Source organism: Paraburkholderia sp. MM5384-R2 (assembly GCF_014201025.1).
Lineage (GTDB): Bacteria > Pseudomonadota > Gammaproteobacteria > Burkholderiales > Burkholderiaceae > Paraburkholderia > Paraburkholderia tuberum.
Window position 1 is genome coordinate 189681 of record NZ_JACHDI010000007.1, and the last position, 16749, is coordinate 206429.

At 61.5% G+C, this 16749-nt stretch carries 17 protein-coding genes; 8 read left to right on the forward strand and 9 right to left on the reverse strand.

The features are described from left to right. The first annotated feature begins 121 nt into the window (after positions 1-121). The 5 genes from HDG37_RS14520 (at position 122) to HDG37_RS14540 (ending at position 4590) form a co-directional block, all read left to right on the forward strand. Complete coding sequence (locus HDG37_RS14520) at positions 122-970, forward strand: SDR family oxidoreductase (protein WP_184048543.1); 849 nt, start codon at positions 122-124, stop codon at positions 968-970. Positions 971-1114: 144 nt separating this feature from the next. Further along, positions 1115-2800 carry a GMC oxidoreductase gene (locus tag HDG37_RS14525; RefSeq protein ID WP_260334861.1) on the forward strand — a complete coding sequence of 562 codons (1686 nt, stop codon included), beginning with the start codon at positions 1115-1117 and terminating at the stop codon, positions 2798-2800. Beyond that, positions 2800-3117, forward strand: coding sequence for a hypothetical protein (locus HDG37_RS14530; RefSeq protein WP_184048546.1), 318 nt, complete (start codon positions 2800-2802; stop codon positions 3115-3117). Before HDG37_RS14525 ends, HDG37_RS14530 begins: the two co-directional genes overlap by 1 nt. Continuing rightward, the gene (locus HDG37_RS14535) at positions 3075-3803 is read left to right on the forward strand and encodes an OmpW family protein (RefSeq protein WP_184048549.1); all 729 of its coding nucleotides are present in this window, start codon (positions 3075-3077) and stop codon (positions 3801-3803) included. Before HDG37_RS14530 ends, HDG37_RS14535 begins: the two co-directional genes overlap by 43 nt. 328 nt (positions 3804-4131) lie before the next feature. Then, positions 4132-4590, forward strand: coding sequence for a DUF2147 domain-containing protein (locus HDG37_RS14540; protein WP_184048818.1), 459 nt, complete (start codon positions 4132-4134; stop codon positions 4588-4590). A 717-nt stretch (positions 4591-5307) separates the two neighbouring features. On the opposite strand, the gene HDG37_RS14545 is transcribed toward HDG37_RS14540, so the two are convergent. The 9 genes from HDG37_RS14545 to HDG37_RS14585 all read right to left on the reverse strand — a co-directional run bounded on the left by HDG37_RS14545 (position 5308) and on the right by HDG37_RS14585 (position 13704). Then, the gene (locus tag HDG37_RS14545) at positions 5308-6309 is read right to left on the reverse strand and encodes an NADP-dependent oxidoreductase (protein WP_184048821.1); all 1002 of its coding nucleotides are present in this window, start codon (positions 6307-6309) and stop codon (positions 5308-5310) included. Positions 6310-6561: 252 nt separating this feature from the next. Then, complete coding sequence (locus HDG37_RS14550; protein ID WP_184048823.1) at positions 6562-7425, reverse strand: alpha/beta fold hydrolase; 864 nt, start codon at positions 7423-7425, stop codon at positions 6562-6564. Between the two features lie 23 nt (positions 7426-7448). Then, positions 7449-8435, reverse strand: a complete 987-nt coding sequence (locus tag HDG37_RS14555) for an MDR family oxidoreductase (RefSeq protein WP_184048553.1) — start codon at positions 8433-8435, stop codon at positions 7449-7451. A 78-nt stretch (positions 8436-8513) separates the two neighbouring features. Then, positions 8514-9095, reverse strand: coding sequence for a TetR/AcrR family transcriptional regulator (locus HDG37_RS14560; protein ID WP_184048556.1), 582 nt, complete (start codon positions 9093-9095; stop codon positions 8514-8516). A gap of 45 nt (positions 9096-9140) precedes the next feature. Next, a complete protein-coding gene (locus HDG37_RS14565; protein ID WP_184048559.1) occupies positions 9141-10391 on the reverse strand; it encodes an NADH:flavin oxidoreductase/NADH oxidase family protein in 1251 nt (416 codons plus the stop codon). 7 nt (positions 10392-10398) lie between these two features. Further along, complete coding sequence (locus tag HDG37_RS14570) at positions 10399-10797, reverse strand: helicase (RefSeq protein ID WP_184048562.1); 399 nt, start codon at positions 10795-10797, stop codon at positions 10399-10401. Positions 10798-10852: 55 nt separating this feature from the next. After that, on the reverse strand, positions 10853-11698 hold the full coding sequence (locus tag HDG37_RS14575) for an alpha/beta fold hydrolase (RefSeq protein ID WP_184048564.1): 846 nt from the start codon (positions 11696-11698) through the stop codon (positions 10853-10855). A gap of 82 nt (positions 11699-11780) precedes the next feature. Continuing rightward, positions 11781-12569 (reverse strand): SDR family oxidoreductase, encoded by a 789-nt coding sequence (locus HDG37_RS14580; protein WP_184048567.1) that lies wholly within the window; start codon positions 12567-12569, stop codon positions 11781-11783. 52 nt (positions 12570-12621) lie between these two features. Continuing rightward, on the reverse strand, positions 12622-13704 hold the full coding sequence (locus HDG37_RS14585) for an alkene reductase (protein ID WP_184048570.1): 1083 nt from the start codon (positions 13702-13704) through the stop codon (positions 12622-12624). A gap of 132 nt (positions 13705-13836) precedes the next feature. Here HDG37_RS14585 and HDG37_RS14590 point away from each other — a divergent pair, with 132 nt between their 5' ends. The 3 genes from HDG37_RS14590 (at position 13837) to HDG37_RS14600 (ending at position 16435) form a co-directional block, all read left to right on the forward strand. Then, on the forward strand, positions 13837-14448 hold the full coding sequence (locus HDG37_RS14590) for a TetR/AcrR family transcriptional regulator (RefSeq protein WP_184048574.1): 612 nt from the start codon (positions 13837-13839) through the stop codon (positions 14446-14448). 29 nt (positions 14449-14477) lie between these two features. Then, positions 14478-15005 (forward strand): PaaI family thioesterase, encoded by a 528-nt coding sequence (locus HDG37_RS14595; protein ID WP_184048577.1) that lies wholly within the window; start codon positions 14478-14480, stop codon positions 15003-15005. 503 nt (positions 15006-15508) lie between these two features. Then, the gene (locus HDG37_RS14600; protein ID WP_184048580.1) at positions 15509-16435 is read left to right on the forward strand and encodes a LysR family transcriptional regulator; all 927 of its coding nucleotides are present in this window, start codon (positions 15509-15511) and stop codon (positions 16433-16435) included. Positions 16436-16749 lie beyond the last annotated feature (314 nt).

A 16749-nucleotide genomic window follows, 5' to 3' on the forward strand; every position in this document is an offset into this window, starting at 1 on the left:
AGGGCAGTGCGATCGCAAGGTCGCCCAGGGAATAAGGCAGGCCGTGCGGCCGAGGGCCTGTTTGTCGGTCGCCGAACACGATCCAGATCTTGATTCTTGGCAGCGAAGGGAGACAGACGAAATGAAGACGGCCGTTACTGCTGCGCAGGATAGTCAGGCGATCCAACCGCCGCCTGAATCGCTTATTCCAGGAGGGCGGCCGACTATTTTCGTGACGGGTGCTGCTTCCGGGATTGGTCGCGCTTGCGCCGAACTGTTTGCGCGGCGCGGCTGGTTCGTCGGTCTCTATGACATTAACGCAGACGGTGTCGCAGCGCTCGCCTCTACACTGGGCGAGGGCAACGCCGTTTCCGGCCCGCTCGACGTCACTGATCCTGAAGAATGGCATCGTGCGCTCGCGGATTTCTGGAGACAGGGCGGCGGACGGCTCGATGTGTTGCTCAATAATGCGGGAATTCTTGCATCGGGTCGGTTTGAAGAAGTTCCTCTGGCTAAACATTTCGCCATGCTTCGCGTCAATGTTCAGGGAATGGTCACGGGTTGTCACTGCGCGTTCCGCTACCTTCAAAGGACGCCCGGCTCCCATGTGATCAATATCGCCTCGGCCACCGCCATCTACGGACAGCCAGAGCTGGTGACCTACTCGGGAACCAAGTTCGCTGTGCGCGGATTTACCGAGGGTCTCGATCTTGAATGGAACAAGTTTGGAATCCGCGTGAGCGATATCTGGCCGAGCTTCGTAAAGACGGCAATGGCGGATAACTTTGATCACATTCCCAGCGCAAAGTCGCTCGGCATCCGGCTAAGGCCGGTTGACGTCGCATCGACCGTATGGACATGCGCGACGGCGATTCAATTGATCCGCAAAATCCATTGGACTGTCGGTTTTCAAGCCTGGGTGTTGTCTCTTGCAACCCGTCTGGCACCGGCCGCGATTACCCGGTGGGTCGTTCAGCGTCTGGCGGTATGACAGCAATGTCCATGCTTCAGCTTCCGACTTCCCGCGGATAGTTGAGTGCGCCGTGCGCACGTCGTCCCCGTTTGCAGCTTCGTCGGCGTTTTCAGATTAATAGTCGCATGTTGCAGGACCGGTGTTCACTCCAGCAACACCCGATTGCCGGAATTGAATGAAGTGGAGCAAATTTTGATAAGTACTACTTTTGATTTTGACTGGATCATAATCGGTTCTGGCTTTGGTGGAAGCGTCTCCGCGTTGCGCCTCGCGGAAAAGGGCTATCGCGTCGGGGTGGTGGAGCGGGGCCGGCGTTACCAGGACAAGGAACTTCCCAAGTCGGCATGGCAGTTCAAAAGGTACTTCTGGGCACCGGCGTTGGGCTTGAAAGGCATCATGCGCATGTCGCTGTTTCGCCACGTCTTCTTTCCGAGCCAGATTGGCGTAGGCGGTGGCAGTACCGTTTACGGTGGCGTGCTATACCGCGCCAAGCCGGAGTTTTTTGAGAATGAACAATGGCGTGCGCTCGGCAGCTGGGATGCGTTGCTACAGCCTCATTACGATGCGGCGGAGCGCATGCTCGGGGTCAGGACAGTACCCTTCGATTCGCCCGCGCAAGAACTGGCGCGGAAGATGGCGCGACATTTCGCGGTCGAAGATACGGTTTCCCGTGCGCCGGTCGGGGTGTTCTTCGGGGAGTCAGGCAAGACAGTCAAGGACCCTTACTTCGGGGGTGAAGGCCCCAATCGAACCGGCTGCACGCGCTGCGGAGCCTGCCTGGTAGGCTGCCGCGTCGGCGCGATAAATTCGCTGGTGAAAAACTACCTGTGGTTTGCCGAGAAGCGCGGTGTGCGCATACTCGCGGAGCGCGAGGTTGTCGACGTGATTCCCGTTGGCGCCCAGGATGGCAGTGAAGGTTACCGTGTGACCACGCAACGCCCGGGTGCCTGGTTCGCCCGCGACAGACAGACCTACACGACGCGCGGCGTTGTATTCGCCGGTGGGGCACTCGGCACAAATGAACTGCTGGCCAACTGCAAGCACGGCGGCTCGCTGCCGCGGGTCAGCGATCGTCTCGGCGAATTGGTGCGCACCAACAGCGAATCGATTCTGACCGTACGCCTGCCCAGGGATTGCAACACCTGGAACGACGTAACAGCGAGCAGCAGCGTCCATGTCAGTCACGATACGCATATCGAGTTCCTCACCTACGGCCGCAATGCCGACTTCCTGAGTCTGCTTTACACGGTACTGGTTGGAAACGGTACCCGTTTGACGCGACCGCTAAGGTGGTTTGGCCGCATCGTGCTACACCCGGTGCAATGGCTTAAAACGCTATGGCCCGTGGGATGGAGCCGACGCACGGTGATGCTGCTGGTCATGCAGGCTCTGGACAATGCGATCGCACTGCGCGCCAGGAAGCGTTGGCTGGGTCGCGGCTACCGGCTCATCACCGAGCAGAATAGCTACAAGCCAAACCCCACGTACATCGAAGTCGGCAATCGGGCAGCCCAATGGCTCGCCCGACACACGGGCGGTATAGCCCAAAGCAACGTGCTCGAGGCACTGGCCAACATTCCGACCACCGCTCATGTACTGGGCGGCGCCGTCATCGGCGCCGACGCCGCGAGCGGCGTGATCGATCGGCATCTATGCGTTTTCGGTTACCGGAACCTGCTGGTATGTGACGGAGCAGCAATGCCGGCAAATCCCGGGGTCAATCCTGCATTGACGATCACTGCACTCGCTGAGTACGCGATGCAGCAGATTCCCGCGGCTGGTCCGACACGGCTCGCGTGGGCGACAGAAAGCCAGACTCCGTGTCGGGCTGCACACGGGAGGCATTGATGGTCAAGGAGGGACGCTCTATCGCGCAAGCGATCGCGGCAGGCAACTATCACCAGATCACGGTTTATCGCGCGACAGAATCCGGCCCCCGCCGCATCGTGCGCCACTATGATCCGCCCGAGTGCGAGTCGCTGGCCGAAGTTATTGAGCGCTACCGCGGACTGTTTGGCACCCTCAGCGAGGGATTCACCGCAGAAGGCAGCCGTATTGCCGGCGGCTCTAACCGGGGTCGTTTTATTGACGATGTTTGCGACGTTACGGAGCACCTCCGAAAATGCTGCACAAACAAGTATGTGCCGTTGCCACAGCACTGCTGATGAGCACTGCCGCCAAAGCGCAAAGCGCGGGCGATTTTGTCGCGAACGTCGGCTGGCTTCACTTCGCCCTGCAGGAGTCCAGCAAACCGCTGACGGTCAACGCACTCGGTACCAGCGTGACCGCGGCCGGCACCGGAGCATCGGTTGACAATGCCGATTCTCTGGGGCTCACCGCTACTTTTTTTATTACCGATCACATCGCCACGACCGCTGTGTTCGGCATACCGCCGAAGTTCAGACTCACCGGCACCGGATCTATCAGTGCACTCGGCCAGATCGGTTCTGCGTACGAGTGGAGTCCAGCGTTGCTCCTGAAATACTTTTTCAACGATGCGACTAGCAACATTCGTCCCTACCTTGGCGCAGGCGCGTCCTACGTCTGGTTTAGTGGAGCGAAACTGGAGCCGGCGAGCGCTAGCGGCGCGTTTCTATATACGCCGACGTTTGGGAGCACACTAACGGGGCCGACTAGCGCCAAGTTGAGCAGCTCGTTTGCCCCGGTAATCAATGCGGGGATCAGCTATAACATCACCAAACATTGGTCGGTTGATGCCTCCCTGGCATATATGTGGCTGTCAACCCGCGCGACCCTGACGACGCAGTCGAAGCTGGGCACGGTAACCAGCAGCACGAAGCTCAAGCTTGATCCGATCGTCTCGTTTGTGTCCGTCGCATACAAGTTCTGATGCCTTTCCGATCCCATGAAAACACGGTCGCTCCCGCGCCTCGTCCGTGCTTGTAGCACGGACGGGAGGAAAAGCGCTAAAAGCTGTCATAAAGCGTGGACGTGCCAGATACCTCGAAGTAGCGATCCGGTTGCGCCGGGATACGTTACGCAACGAATTGAACCCGCGTAACCGACCGGGAGGTTCGGAGGACGCGGCGCGTTGGAGCGCAATTCCGCCGCACGAAGAAGTAACAGGCGATCAGATCCAAGGAGAACGAGACATGCATTTTCAGAAGAACGCCGGGACGACAGCGCGCGGCCCAATCAGGCGCTTGTTGGCGAGCGCGATGATCGCGGGCGCACTGCTGGGTAGCGCAACTGCTGTCTTTTCAGATACTTCCGAGACGCCAGTTGGTGTATGGCAAACGATTGACGATCGCACTCACCAGCCCGCGGCGCTTGTGCAGATTACTCAGAACGGTGACGGCACGCTCAGCGGAAGAATCGTCAGGGGGCTTGGAGAGAACAATTCCCCCGATCGCCGTTGCACGGCATGTACGGACGAACGGAAGAATCAGAAGATCCAGGGCATGACAATTGTGAGGGAGATGAAACCGGACGGTGACGCATGGGACGCCGGAAAGATCCTCGATCCCACGGATGGTAAGGAATACCGCTGCAAAATGCATCTTGAGGCGGCCGGCAAGAAACTCGTTGTGCGCGGCTATATAGGTGTCTCGTTACTGGGCCGCTCGCAGACTTGGATGCGCCACAGCGATCTCACAGGAGCCTCGCCGCCAAACTGATATCTTCTACGCAATGGTCGCGGGACTATCGTACGCGATGACGGCGATTTTAGGGCGAGCCCGGGCGGCCTGAGTGCGCCGCGTGCCGCGAATCGCCGGCGGACCGTCGCGAATTCGCCGCCACTATCGGTATGTATCTCCTGACGTCGGCGGGCAGCAAACCGCCGGGACTCGTCCATGGCAACGTGAAATTCCGCTAGGGAAACGCTGATTGTACGGACCGTCACGTGCGATCACAGTCAAGCGTGGAACGGCCGCAGGCATGCGCAAATGCGCTGATCATGGTGCTCAAAATGGAGGTGGAGCGTGCAAAGCTCCTTAGGTTCAGCGTTCGATCTCGGCCCCTAAGCATTGCTTGAGGAGCCGGTGCCGGAACCACCTAACGGGCATCAAACGCAAACGCAAACGAAAGGTGGCAGCGCCAAGCCAATAACCGCACAAGCGGATATATGAATTGCTATTGCGTTTGCGTTCGAAGTTGTATCAACTTTGGAGAGCGTTTGACGATTCGTGCAGGGCGTGGGTGCTGGACTCGATAATCAGGGAATTTGAGCCGCCGACTTTGAGCAGGGACAACACCACGCGGAAAGTATGGCTGTGACGTCAGCGTTGTGTCCGTGCAGGAGCCCAGGGATTTCCGAACTGCTCGTCTGCGGCCGTGCGGACAGTCCTGCTTTGCTATGGCAAGCTCATCCGCAGTCGGCCCTGTCTGGCACGTCACTTGATCTTGACGACAACTTTGCCCCTCGCGCGTCCGAGGGCCAGGTATTCAAGCGCTTCCTTTGCCTGCTCGAACGAAAATACCTTGTCAATCACAGGACGGATGCGGGCTGACTTGAGCAGCTCGCCAATTTCGGACAGTTGCCTACCATCGGGGCGCACGAACAGGAATGAGTAGGTGACGTTCCGCTTTCTCGCGAGCCGTATGATCTTGCGGCTCATTAGCCCGAACACAAATCTCAGAATAAAGTTCAGCCGGCGAGCGCGGGCGAACGCTGCATCCAGCGGGCCGACGAGAGAGACAATCTTGCCTCCCGGCTTGAGGATGCCGATGGATTTTTCAATTGTGTCACCCCTGATGGTGCCGAGTACCACGTCGTAGCCGCGCAGCACTTCCTCGAATTCCTCCTTCTTGTAGTCGATCACCTCGTCTGCACCCAGGCTGCTCACGAGTTGAACATTTCCGGTGCTGGTATTCGTTCCTACTTCGGCGCCAAAGTGTTTTGCCAGCTGGATCGCGAATGTGCCAATACCACCCGACCCCGCAGGGATGAACACCTTCTGACCCGTCTGGAGATTGGCGCGCTCCTTCAGGGCTTGCCAAGAAGTGAGCCCGACCATTGGAATGGAGGCCGCCTGCATGAAGTCCACATTAAGCGGTTTCAGCGCTGCAGCGCTTTCTGGCACCACAGCAAATTCGGCGATCGATCCCGTGCCAAGATCGAACAGGCTGGCAAAGATGGCATCGCCTTTCTTGAAGCGTGTCACGCGGCTGCCAACCTCGGTCACAATGCCGGCAAGATCGCTACCGAGCGTGGCCGGTAGCTGGAACTTCAAGACGGGCTTGAATATTCCCGTCGGAATCATGTTGTCGATCGGGTTCAGTCCCGCAGCGTGGACCTCCACCAGCAGTTCGTCTGGTTTTAGCGTGGGGCGGGCGACCTCGGCGAACCCGATCTCGGGCGACTTGCCATAGCGTTTGAATGTAAGTGCTTTCATGTTGATGCGATTCCGGTTTGTCGTTGTATCGCGAGAGGGGCTGAGAACCTCATCGTCGGCGGGCGTTGGATCGGGCACCTCCTCATAAACCAGCATTTCGGGTCCGCCTGTCTTATGAAATGGTACTGCTTTCATCTGTTTCTCCAGATCTGGGTGATGGTTTCGGCAGGGCCTGTCTTCAACGCGACCTGTTAGAAAATCACGTTCTGCTCAGCTTCACGGGGACTTCACTTGTCGCTGACTGCGAAGGATTCATTGCGCCAGAAACTCCAGTGCTCTGGGCACGAAGTCGGTGTGATACTGGAAGATGCCTCCGTGCCCGGCGTCCGGATAAATGACGAGCTGCGCGTTGGGAATGCGGCGGGCCATGTCGTGGCTCAGGGCGGTGGGCACCATGATGTCGTTGTCTCCATTGGCGATCAGGACCGGCATGTGCAGGCGGGCGAGGTCCTGCGGCGCCTGCTGGCCCCAGGCCTTGATCGCCTTGAGCTGGCGAAGCAAGGCGCGGGGTGTGGGCCCCTTGTCGCGACCGGCCTTGCGTTCCTTCAGCCTTTTCAGGAATGCGCTTGCTGCCTGCCGGCCGTTGGCCGTGGAGGTGAAGAACAGATAGGTCTTGGGATCGCGCAGCGTCAGCAGGCCCTTGAGCATCAGTGGCCAGGACATGGCACCGACGCGATCGATGCCCTGACCGCCCGCGGGACCCGTGCCTGTGAGGATGAGCCTGCGCACCAGATCCGGCGCCCTTAGCGCCACGTCCTGCGCCACGAAGCCGCCGAGCGAAAAGCCGAGCAGATCGACCTGATCGAAACCCATCGCGCGGATCAGCGCGATGGTGTCGCGCGCCATCTGGTCCACGGTCACGGGCGCAATGCCGCCGGACGAACCGATTCCCCGGTAGTCGATCGCAATCACGCGATGCTTGCCGGCCAGGCCATCGACGATGCGCGGGTCGAAGTTGTCCAGCACGGCGCCCCAGTGGTTGAGCAGGATCAGCGGGATGCCGCCGTGCGGGCCCAGTTCGCGGTAAGCGAAGGTGGTTCCGCCCGCCCTGACCTGGCTGTTCTGTGCGTGGGCATAGAACGTTGCCGATGGGCTATCCGGGTTGAAACTGATCATCATCGATTCCTTGGGTTCGGCCTTCACGCGTTGACGTCCACGACGGTGCGGCCACGCACCTGACCCTGGAGTACCGCATCTGCAAGACCAGGCACTTCCGCCAGGCCGACCACCTGGGTAGCGCGTGCGAGCTTTCCGGGGTGCAGGTCGGTGGCCAGACGTGCCCATGCCTGTAGCCGCACGTCTTGCGGCGCGTTGACCGAGTCGATGCCGGCCAGGGTCACGTTGCGCAGGATGAAAGGCAAAACCGAGCCGGGCAGGTCCGCACCCTGGGCGAGCCCGAAGGCCGCCACCGCGCCGCGGTAGCAGGTCTGCGCCAGCACGTTGGCCAGTGTGTGGCTGCCAACCGAGTCGATCGCTGCGGCCCACCGTTCCTTGGCAACGGCTGCACCCGGCTCAGACAACGTGCGACGGTCGATAACCTCGGCCGCACCCAACTCGCGCAGGTAGTCCGTCTCCTCCAGCCGCCCGGTCGAGGCGACCACCCGATACCCCAGCGTCGATAGCAAGGCGATGGCAATGGACCCGGCGCCGCCGCCGGCCCCAGTCACAAGCACATCACCTTTGTCCGGCGTCACGCCCGCATGCTCCAGCGCGAGCACGGACAGCATCGCGGTGTACCCCGCCGTGCCGATGGCCATGGCATCGCGCGTCGAAAACACGTCAGGCAGCTTGACCAGCCAGTCACCCCTGACACGTGCCTTCTGCGCGAAACCGCCATGGTGGGTTTGACTCAGGCCCCAGCCGTTGGCGACAACGCGGTCGCCCACCACGAACCCTGCGTGCGACGTAGCCTCCACGATGCCCGAAAAGTCGATGCCCGGAATCAGCGGGAACTGGCGGATCACTGGCGCGCGGCCGCTGACCGCCATCGCGTCCTTGTAGTTCACCGTCGAATAGTCGATCGCGACGGTGACATCGCCCGGCATCAGATCGGCTTCGTCGAAATCGACCAGGGCGGTGGCAATCGCATCGCCGGTTCTGGTGGCCAGCAGCGCCTTGAATGTCATGATCACTTCTCCTTTGGGGGCACGGCTTTCATATGTCGAGCATCATGCTCAGGGATAAAAAAAAAGGCCGATGGAAACTCAATCCGCCGCTGGGGTGAGGTGCTCCAGCGCCGCCTCCAGCAACGATCTGGACAGCGGTTCTTCGTCGACCGCGCGCGCCAGCACGACCGCCCCAATCATCGTGGCGGCGGTCGCCAGGGCGCGCTCGTGCGCACCGGGCTGGCCCCAGTCGGCCGATTGGCGGGAGACCATGTCGATCATTTCCTTGATGCGGCGGGTAATTGCGCGTCGAACTGCCGGCGCCTGACGCGGCATTTCCGTTCCCAGGGCGGCGATCGGGCAACCGACCTCCGGGTTTTTCACATGCTCTCTGGACAGATAGGCGCGCAGCAGCGCCTGCAGGGATTGTTCGGCGGGCACGGCGCCCGTGAAGTGCAAAAAGGTGGCGATGGCCTCGGCTCCTGCGCGGTCTGCCAGCTCGGCCAGCATGGCTTCGCGCGAGGCGAAATGCGCGTAGAACCCGCCGTGGGTGAGGCCGGCCTCTTTCATGATGTGCGCAATGCCAATGCCGTCATAGCCACAGCGGCGGATCGCGCGTGCGCCAGCTTCGACGATGCGCTCGTGCGTGGCTTCCCTGGATCGCGTTGTGGATCGTTTCATAGGACGTTCACCAGTGTTGAGTCTCTGATCGCCAGCCCTCGGCACTTAATTCCGCGCCCGCAGGCGCCGCGTGCGAAAGGTGCCCCAGCCGCTGTTGAAAGCAGACTTCACGAACGCTGACAGTCCGCTCTCGCCGGGACGCGGCTCTCTACCCCTTGCAATGCGCTTGAGCTGGCGCGTGTACCACAGCACCTCCATGATTCCCATGCGATCGACAGCCTTGAGGCCGGTGTTGATCGGGCGCACCTGCCTCAGGCTATCGCGCCCGTGCAGCAAGGCGGCTGGTGCGTCGGGATCGATCGCCAGCAGCCGCGCCAGGCCCACCACATCCAGCGCGCCAGAGCGCAGCGCTGCGTTCATGCCGGCCGCCGTGCGGAACCCGCCGGTCACCATCAGCGGCACCTTTACGGCGGCCCGCACCTTCTCGGCAAATTCGAGAAAGTAGGCTTCGCGGGCCACGGTGGAAACCTTCTTCGACTCTCGCATTGCGCCGCTCATCGCGGGTGCCTCGTAGGTGCCGCCCGAGATCTCGATGAGGTCAATGCCCGCGTCGGTCAACGCGCGAATCGTTTCGATCGATTCTTCCTCGGTGAAGCCGCCTCGCTGGAAGTCGGCCGAGTTGAGCTTGATCCCCACCGGGAAATCCGGACCGACTTGCCGGCGGATCTCCAGATAGACGGCCAGTACAAAGTGGCGCCGCTTCTCGGGAGTTCCGCCCCATTCGTCTTCGCGACGGTTGTGATGCGGAGACAGGAACTGGCTGATCAGGTAGCCGTGCGCCCCGTGGATCTGCACACCACTGAACCCGGCCTCCCTGCAGATCGCCGCGCTGCGGCCGAAGCGCTCGACGATGTCGTGGATCTCGAACGTGGTGGCCTCGCGCGGGGTTTCGAAGAACGCCGCCATGTCCTCGCGGAAGGGAACGGCAGACGGCGCGAGGTTGAACGCGTTCAAACCCCTGGTCGACTGTTTTCCCGGATGGTTGAGCTGTGCCCAGATGGCCGCCCCTTGCCCAGTCACCGCTTGTGCCCACTGTCGGAGGGCAGGCAAGTCAGTTTCGTCCTCGATCACCACATTGCCAGGCTCGCCCAGGGCGCGACGGTCGATCATTACGTTGCCCGTCATGATCAGTCCCAGCCCCGAGGCGGCCCAGCGTCGGTACAACTGCACCAGGTCCGGAGTCGGACGATTGTCGTAGGTGCCCAGCGTCTCGCTCATGGCCGCCTTGGCGAGCCGATTGCGCAGCACACTGCCATTGGGCAGGCGCAACAGCTGGTTCAGCAGATCTGGTTTCATGGGCAGCTCAGAACGCAGTGCGGTTGTAAGGCGAAACGACTTTCGGGGGTTGCAGGAATGCCGTCAGGCCCTGAAACCACATCACTTCGCGAAAGTCGCCGCTAATGACCAGATCCTTGTTGCCCAGGCCTCTGAGGAAGGCCGCCTGGCTTTCCCTGGCCGACAGGATCGCGAAGCCTTTGACGGCATCTCTGAAAGTGAGCGTGAACTGGGGGGTCGCCGTCAGTCCCCCAATGGATCGGATGGCGCCATCCCGAATGACGTAGTAGCGACCGACGCCGGACACCGTGCGGATCTGAAACACCAGGGTCTTGCCCGCGACGTACTTCGCGCAGTCGGGGTTGTTCCTGATCTGTCGTTTCAGCAACTGGGTGAACATCCACAGCAGGAACTTGAACTTGAGCATGGCGAGGGCCTTTGGATACTGGATCGTGACTTCGGGGCGATGAGTGGCGTGGTCGTCACTCGCTCAGAAACCGCTCCACGTGATAAAGAAAACGCTGCGGGCACTGGAACTGCGCAGCGTGGCCCGAGTCCGCGTAGAGGAACAACTGGGCGTTCGGCAGGTTGCGGGCCATGTAGAACGAGTTGACCGTCGGAATCATCACGTCGTTGATGCCGTTGAGGATGAACGTGGGTTGCTGGATCCCACGCAGGTAGGCGAATGGATCGTCTTCCGAGAGCCTGGGCAGATACAGCATGTTGGCCTCGATCTGTGCTTTCGCGACCTCTGGGGAAGACGGGGGGTCCTGGTCGACGCGCTGATGACGCCGTTCCCAGAATTCCCTCGCGGCCTGCCCGGCATGCGCCGACCGGCCGAAGAACAGGTAGAGAAAGTCTTCGAAGACGGGGACGGGATTGACCGCTGTGTCCAGCACGCGCGGCTCCATGTCGGGGTCGCCACCACGTGGGCCGGTGCCCAGCAGCATGAGTTTGCGCACCAGCTCGGGATGACGCCAGGTCAGATCCAGCGCCTGAAAACCGCCCAGCGAGAAGCCCAGGACATCGATCTTCGGCAAGCCCAGCGTGCGAACGAAGGCGGCCGCGTCATCGGCCATGTCCTCAATGCGGGTGCGCGGCTGGCCGCCGGACGAAGCAATGCCGCGACCGTTGTAGAGAATGACTTCGCGGCCTTCGGCAAGGCCGTCCGTCATCAACGGGTCCCAATGGTCCATGCCGCCGCGAAAGTGCTGCAGAAGCAGTAAAGGCGGCTGCGAGGAATCGGTGTTACCCCAGCGGCGGTAGGCGAATAGCGTACCGCCGACATCCGCCAAGCGCGTGGGCGTGGTGATATGGGTGTCAGTCATCGGGTTATCTGTTGAGGGCTGAGCCGGAGTGTCGGTCGATAAGGCATGGCCTGGCTTTCGGGCAAGACAGGAGCCGCAGTGGTCAGGCTTCCGGCCGATAGCGATCGGCCACGTGCGCCTGTCGAATATCCGACAGGAGCCCTTGACGCGCGCCATCCAGCGCGTCCCAGCGCGCGGCCACGTGCAGCGGCGGGATGGTGACCAGCTCGCGGCGATCGAAGCCGACCAGTGCCGCATCAACCAGTTCGCCGACCTCCATCACCTCGGTAAGCGTATTGACGTCGACGCCGGCGCGCTCCCAGATCTCCGTGCGGGTCGCCGCCGGCAGCACCGCCTGCACGTAGACGCCGCTGGGCGACAACTCCAGGTTCAGGCCCTGCGACAGGAACAGCACGAAGGCCTTGGTAGCGCCGTAGATCGACATGCCGAACTCTGGCGCGAAACCCACCACCGAGCCGATGTTGACGATCGCGCCAGTCCCCGACTGCACGAAGCGCGGAGCGACCGCGGCAGCGAGCCGCGTCAGCGCCGTGGTGTTGAGCGTGATCAGGCGTTCGATGCCCTCAGCGGTCTGCTGGACGAAGCCGCCCGACTGGGCCACCCCGGCGTTGTTGATCAGGATGCCTATGCGAGCGTCGTCGCGCAGGCGAGCCTCGACCGTGGCCAGATCCCCAGGCTGGGTCAGGTCGGCCTGCAGCACGTCGACGGCCACACCGCGTTCTTCACGCAGGCGCGCGGCCAGCGTATCGAGGCGCGCCTTGTCGCGTGCAACCAGCACGAGGTCGTGGCCGCGGCCGGCGAAGCGCTCGGCGAGGGTGGCGCCGATGCCGGAGGAAGCGCCGGTGATGAGAACAGTCGGAAGCGTGGTCATGGGTTATTCCTTTGCAAGAGTGGTTCGGACGCGAACGCAAGCAGCGCGCGACTCAGGCGGCAAGGGTCGGGTAGTCGGTGTAGCCCGCAGCGCCACCACCATAGAGCGTGGCGAAGTCGGGCTGCGCCAGCGGTGCGCCGGTCTTCAGGCGTTCGACCAGATCGGGGTTGCTGATGAAGGCACGGCCGAAGGCGAACAGGTCTGCCTTACCCTCGTTGAGCCTGGCGGTAGCGAGGTTCAGGTCGTAGCCGTTGTTGGCCAGGTAGGTTTGCCTGAACCGGCGGCGCAACGCCTCGTAGTCGAACGGTGCGACATTGCGCGGGCCGCCGGTCGCACCCTCGACCACGTGCAGGTAGACGATGCCCAGCGCGCTGAGCTGCCCGGCGATGTAGTCGTACTGCGGCTGGGGATCGCTGCTCGAGATGCCGTTTGCCGGCGACACAGGCGAGATGCGTACACCGGTGCAATCGGCGCCGATTTCTTCCACCACTGCAGCGACGACGTCCAGCAACAGGCGCGCACGGTTCTCGATCGAGCCGCCATAGGCGTCAGTGCGCTGGTTGGCTCCGTCCTTGATGAACTGCTCCAGCAGATAGCCGTTGGCACCGTGGATCTCCACGCCGTCGAAGCCGGCGGCCATGGCATTGGCCGCGGCTCGACGAAAGTCGACAACGATGCCCGGCAATTCGTCGAGTTCGAGGGCGCGCGGTTGCGACACGTCGGCAAAGCCATCGTTGACGAAGATTTTCGTCGCCGCGCGGATGGCCGAAGGCGCGACCGGCGCAGCGCCGCCAGGCTGGACATCGACGTGCGAAACACGGCCGACGTGCCAGAGTTGCGCGAAGATACGTCCACCCCTGGCATGCACGGCCTCGGTGACGTTGCGCCAGCCGGCGGTTTGCTCGGGTGTGTACAGGCCCGGGGTGTCCTGATAGCCCTGGGCCTGGGCTGAAACCTGAGTGGCCTCCGTGATGATCAGGCCGGCCGAGGCGCGCTGGGCGTAGTAGGTCGCGGCCAGGTCGCTGGGCACCAGCCCCGCGCCTGCGCGGTTGCGGGTCAGCGGTGCCATGACAAAGCGATTGGCGAGTGTCAGGCGGCCAAGGGCGTAGGGCTCAAAAAGCGTCTTGTCGGTCATGTTGCTTCAGTTTCCGGAGTTGGGAATGAGATCAATGATGACGATCATAATCTAACATGTCAAGGTTTTGATGACGATCGACATCAATGTATAATGGAGCCTTCGCAGACATGAACCCACCGTGGTCAAGAAATGAAGATCACCAAGGCACAGGCACAGGCCAACCGGGAGCACGTGGTCGAGACGGCGTCCCAGCTGTTTCGGGAGCGTGGCTACGATGGAGTTGGCGTTGCCGATCTGATGGCCGCCGCCGGCTTCACCCATGGCGGCTTTTACAAACAGTTCCGCTCCAAGGCCGACCTGATGGCGGAATCGGCGGCCTGCGGCATCGCGCAGACCGTGGCGCTGAGCGCGGGTGTGGACGCGCCGGAGTTTGTGCGGTACTACCTTTCGCGCGAGCACCGCGACACCCGCGCGACCGGTTGCACGATGGCCGCACTGGGCGGGGATGCCGCGCGTCAGCCGGAAGCGGTTCGGGCCACGTTTGCGGCAGGCATCGAGAGCCTTCTGGCTGCGCTGAGCCCCGGGGGTACTGAGTTGGACGGCACCGAGCAGGCCCAGGCGCGAGCCAGGAACCTCGACATTCTGGCGCACGTGGTCGGTGCCATTGTCATGTCGCGCGCCTGTCCGGACGACTCGCCGCTGGCCGACGAGATCCTGGCCGCTTGCCGCGACCAGATTCTCGCGTCATTAAGCCCGTCAGCGACAGCGAGCGCGCCTGTGCCAGAGCACACTACTCGCTGACCTATGGCTTATACAGAAAGGAACTGTCGATGAATGTCGATCAGGTCATTGAGCGTTGGAAAGCGGACGAGGCCGCGGTGCGCGCCCGCTTGAGAAAAGCTGATGCAGCACCTCGGGAACAGCTCGCCGAACGATCGGGTATGGAAATCTTCCAGGCAATCTTCGCTGGCGAACTGCCACCGGCGCCGATAGGCGAGACGCTCGATTTCATACCGATCCACATGGCATCCGGCGAGGCAGTGTTCCAAGGGCGGCCGCAACGCCGGCACTACAACCCCTTGGGCACGGTGCACGGCGGTTGGTTCGCGACCCTGCTCGACTCGGCCGTCGGCTGCGCGATTCACGCCACCTTGCCTGCAGGTAAGGGCTTTACCACGCTGGAACTCAAGGTGAACATGGTGCGGCCTCTTAACGACGGCGTGCCACTGGTGCGTGCCGAGGGCAAGGTGATCCATGCGGGGCGCCAGGTAGCCACGGCCGAAGGCCGCATCGTCGGCCCCGACGGCAAGCTGTACGCCCATGCGACCACGACCTGCTTGATCTTCGATCATCCCTGATTCACTGTAAGCTGCAGTCATGGCAAGCCTGCCATCGTCTTATGTGCGCCGGTGCGCAAGGCGACGTGCAATGCGAAAAGCGTTGCCCATTCGAAACGCGCAGCGCCTGGTTTCAATCTTCGTTCTCGATCATGCCTTCGTAGGCTCGACCGAGCCGAATGGCCATGTTCCATCCGGGCTCTTTTCGATGACCGTCCCTTGGCGTTCGACTTCGGGCCCGAGGCCGACGCCAATCCGGCGTCTGCCTAAAGCCCGGCCACTGTTATAGCTCGAAGAATCTCAGTTGCGGTCGGCGCGCGAGACAACCATGTTACAGTTTCCAGATAAAATGACGATAGGCAATGCATTTGGTGGCTCTCTCGCATGTGTCCCGCGCGTGCAAGAGCGACCGGTCACAAAAACGAAGAGACCGTCTCGCGGCGCACGGACGATCGTCGGACGAAGGTGGTCGCGACTAATGCGCCGCCACTTGTGCTGAACGAAGCGGTGTCAGGTAATGTGAAATGGACGATTTCGCTTGGATCGAGACTTTCATCAAGGTCGTTGAGTCGGGAAGTTTTTCGGCAGCTGCGCGGGCGACGAATTCCTCCATCAGCTCTGTGGCGCGGCAGGTTCAAATGCTCGAAAAGCAACTGGGCATCAGGCTGTTGAATCGCACGACGCGCAGTCTTTCTTTGACCGAACCGGGACGGCGGTTTCATGAGCGGGTCAGTGAGGTCGCCAGAGAACTTTCCAACGCTAAGTCGGAGGCCAGTTCGTTCAGCGAGGAAGTCAAAGGGGAGCTCAGGGTGTCACTGCGCGTGTCGACGGGCCCGACATTCATCGTGCCGGCGCTTTCGCGTCTGCTCGCGCAATATCCCCATCTACGCCTCGATATTTCATTGACCGACGAGCGTGCCGATCTAGTTGCGAACAATATCGACGTCGCGGTCTGGATGGGAGTGATTCCGGACACCGATCTCGTCGCGCGGCGTTTGAGCCAGACGAATCGGATCATTTGCGGTTCGCCTGATTATTTCCAATCTCACGGGATGCCGTGCGTGCCTGCGGACTTGGCTCACCACAACTGCTTGCGTTACAAGGGACCCTCGTACGGCAACGTCTGGAAATTCGAAAAAGATGGCGAGCACCAGGAGGTAGCGGTCGACGGGAATCTGCGAACGGCAAACGGCGCTGTACTGCTCGGGTCGGCGCTCGCCGGGCTCGGTCTCGTGATGGTCCACGAATGGATGGCGCGCCTCGCGATCGAAAACGGGCAGCTCGTCCGAGCGCTGGCTGACTACCGCGTGAGCCCCGGCGCAGGAGACGTCGATGTCTACGTAGTCTATCCAAGCAGTCGCGGGATGTCTCGTAAGGTACGTATTTTTGTCGACTTCCTTGTCGATCTTTTTGACCAAGAGCCCGCTATCCTGTCAAGGCAACCGCGCTGATTAGAGCGGGGCCAAGCCCCGTTTTCGACTTTCGGACGCCTCTAACTCCGACCTTCGCCGATTTTTCGCAGGTGGCGGAACGGTTAATCTTCGCCGCGGACCCGCATCGTGGGTCGTCATCGTCTAACGATGACTGTCGTGTAATTCGGGTCTGCGCTACATCCACTGCACGTCGCAGATTCGCTTCACGCGCAAAGATCCTTCGCCTTCCGACTACTAGGTCGGTACCCGCCCCATCCCTAGAATGGATTCGTTCGACACCGATGCGTAAACGCATGTTTCTATGCGCGCGGTGTCCGTCACTCATTTAACGG

What these genes read in the sequence shown, in the direction of transcription:
- HDG37_RS14520 (WP_184048543.1), top strand. Translation starts at nt 122, where the DNA reads ATGAAGACGGCCGTTACTGCTGCGCAGGATAGTCAGGCGATCCAACCG.
- HDG37_RS14530 (WP_184048546.1), top strand. Translation starts at nt 2,800, where the DNA reads ATGGTCAAGGAGGGACGCTCTATCGCGCAAGCGATCGCGGCAGGCAAC.
- HDG37_RS14535 (WP_184048549.1), top strand. Translation starts at nt 3,075, where the DNA reads ATGCTGCACAAACAAGTATGTGCCGTTGCCACAGCACTGCTGATGAGC.
- HDG37_RS14540 (WP_184048818.1), top strand. Translation starts at nt 4,132, where the DNA reads ATGATCGCGGGCGCACTGCTGGGTAGCGCAACTGCTGTCTTTTCAGAT.
- HDG37_RS14545 (WP_184048821.1), bottom strand. Translation starts at nt 6,309, where the DNA reads ATGAAAGCACTTACATTCAAACGCTATGGCAAGTCGCCCGAGATCGGG.
- HDG37_RS14550 (WP_184048823.1), bottom strand. Translation starts at nt 7,425, where the DNA reads ATGATCAGTTTCAACCCGGATAGCCCATCGGCAACGTTCTATGCCCAC.
- HDG37_RS14555 (WP_184048553.1), bottom strand. Translation starts at nt 8,435, where the DNA reads ATGACATTCAAGGCGCTGCTGGCCACCAGAACCGGCGATGCGATTGCC.
- HDG37_RS14560 (WP_184048556.1), bottom strand. Translation starts at nt 9,095, where the DNA reads ATGAAACGATCCACAACGCGATCCAGGGAAGCCACGCACGAGCGCATC.
- HDG37_RS14565 (WP_184048559.1), bottom strand. Translation starts at nt 10,391, where the DNA reads ATGAAACCAGATCTGCTGAACCAGCTGTTGCGCCTGCCCAATGGCAGT.
- HDG37_RS14570 (WP_184048562.1), bottom strand. Translation starts at nt 10,797, where the DNA reads ATGCTCAAGTTCAAGTTCCTGCTGTGGATGTTCACCCAGTTGCTGAAA.
- HDG37_RS14575 (WP_184048564.1), bottom strand. Translation starts at nt 11,698, where the DNA reads ATGACTGACACCCATATCACCACGCCCACGCGCTTGGCGGATGTCGGC.
- HDG37_RS14580 (WP_184048567.1), bottom strand. Translation starts at nt 12,569, where the DNA reads ATGACCACGCTTCCGACTGTTCTCATCACCGGCGCTTCCTCCGGCATC.
- HDG37_RS14585 (WP_184048570.1), bottom strand. Translation starts at nt 13,704, where the DNA reads ATGACCGACAAGACGCTTTTTGAGCCCTACGCCCTTGGCCGCCTGACA.
- HDG37_RS14590 (WP_184048574.1), top strand. Translation starts at nt 13,837, where the DNA reads ATGAAGATCACCAAGGCACAGGCACAGGCCAACCGGGAGCACGTGGTC.
- HDG37_RS14595 (WP_184048577.1), top strand. Translation starts at nt 14,478, where the DNA reads ATGAATGTCGATCAGGTCATTGAGCGTTGGAAAGCGGACGAGGCCGCG.
- HDG37_RS14600 (WP_184048580.1), top strand. Translation starts at nt 15,509, where the DNA reads ATGGACGATTTCGCTTGGATCGAGACTTTCATCAAGGTCGTTGAGTCG.